This is a genomic window from Brevibacterium sp. VCM10 (genome assembly GCF_000583215.1).
Lineage (GTDB): Bacteria > Actinomycetota > Actinomycetes > Actinomycetales > Brevibacteriaceae > Brevibacterium > Brevibacterium linens.
In genome coordinates, this window is the sequence record NZ_JAJB01000122.1 from 1 (window position 1) to 1,454 (window position 1,454).

1 protein-coding gene and 1 pseudogene are annotated in these 1,454 nt (G+C 69.1%); both read right to left on the minus strand.

Annotation, left to right across the window (positions count from 1 at the left end):
* Window positions 1–701, minus strand: a pseudogene (locus AD89_RS0117640) (phospho-sugar mutase); the annotation flags it as partial.
* Between the two features lie 60 nt (window positions 702–761).
* A partial coding sequence (locus tag AD89_RS0117645) for a purine-nucleoside phosphorylase (RefSeq protein WP_025781002.1) occupies window positions 762–1,454 on the minus strand: 693 nt, incomplete at its 5' end.

Consider the following 1,454-nt stretch of genomic DNA (forward strand, 5'->3'; position numbering starts at 1 on the left):
TCGACGATCGACTCGTCGAGGTGCTCCCACCCTGATTCGGCTCGTGCCACCGAGGCCACGGAATCGACCGCGGCGATCTTCTCGGCGATCAGCGCATCTGCCGGGCTGACGATCTGCGCCCCGGCACCGGCGAGGGCGGCAGCAGGCTCGGATTCGATGGCCTCCAGCGGACGCTGACCCAGGTAGACCTTGTACCCGTTGTCGGCCGGGGGGTTATGGCTGGCCGTGACCATGACACCTGCATCTGCTCCCCGCTGTGACAGCGCGAACGCCAACAGCGGGGTCGGCAGCTGGTCGGGCAGCTGGATCGCGACCCCGCCGGCGGCGGTGATGACGGCGGCGGTATCTCGAGCGAACTCCGCGGACTTGTACCGGGCATCGCAGCCGATGACGACGCGGAAACCCTCACCGACGGTTTCGGCGAGGAACGCGGCCAACCCTGCGGCAGCCCGGATGACGACGGCCCGGTTCATCCGGTTCGGGCCGGCGGCGATCTCGCCGCGCAGGCCGGCGGTGCCGAAGACGAGGGGACCGGAGAATCGGTCCTCGAGGTCGGCGATCGCCGCCTCGTCGCCGTCCTCCGCGGAGGCGAGGATGTGTTCCAGGGTGGTGGCCGTCTGCGGATCGGGGTCATCGGCGATCCAGGCGCGGACCACCTCGGCCTCGAATCCATGTCTGAAGCGATCGGCTACGCGGGTCATATGAGTCCTTTGCGTGTTCGCGGTGGCGGGTTGGGGGAGTGCGGAGTCGGCCGGGCCGTCTCAGAGCTTCGCGACGATGTCGGCGAGCAGACGGGAGATGCGCGGGGCCGCTGCGGCTCCGGCTTCGATCACTTCGGCATGGGAGAGCGGGGTCTCCTGAATGCCGGCGGCGAGGTTCGTGACCAGGGAGATGCCCATGAGCTCGAGCCCGGCCTGACGTGCGGCGATGGCCTCCAACGTCGTCGACATGCCCACGAGGTCGGCACCGAGGATCCCGGCCATGCGCACCTCGGCGGGGGTTTCGTAGTGGGGTCCGCGGAACTGCGCGTACACGCCTTCGTCGAGCGTCGGGTCGATCTCTTTGGCGATGGTGCGCATGCGCGGGGAGTACAGATCGGTGAGATCGACGAAGTTCGCGCCCTCGATGGGGGAGGTTCCGGTGAGGTTGATGTGATCGGAGATGAGCACCGGGGTGCCGGCTGCCCAATTGCGGTTGAGGCCGCCGCAGCCGTTGGTGAGCACGAGCGAGGAGCAGCCGGCCGCAGCCGCGGTGCGCACACCGTGAGCGACTGCGCGGACCCCCTTGCCCTCGTAGTAGTGGGTGCGCGATCCGAGGACGAGGGCATGCTTGCCGCTGGCCTCGATACGCACCGTGCGCAGGGTCGCGCCGTGGCCTTCAACGGCCGGAGCATGGAATCCGGGGACCTCTGCCGCGGAGATCTCGGCAACGGTCTCGCCGAGGAGGTCCGCCGC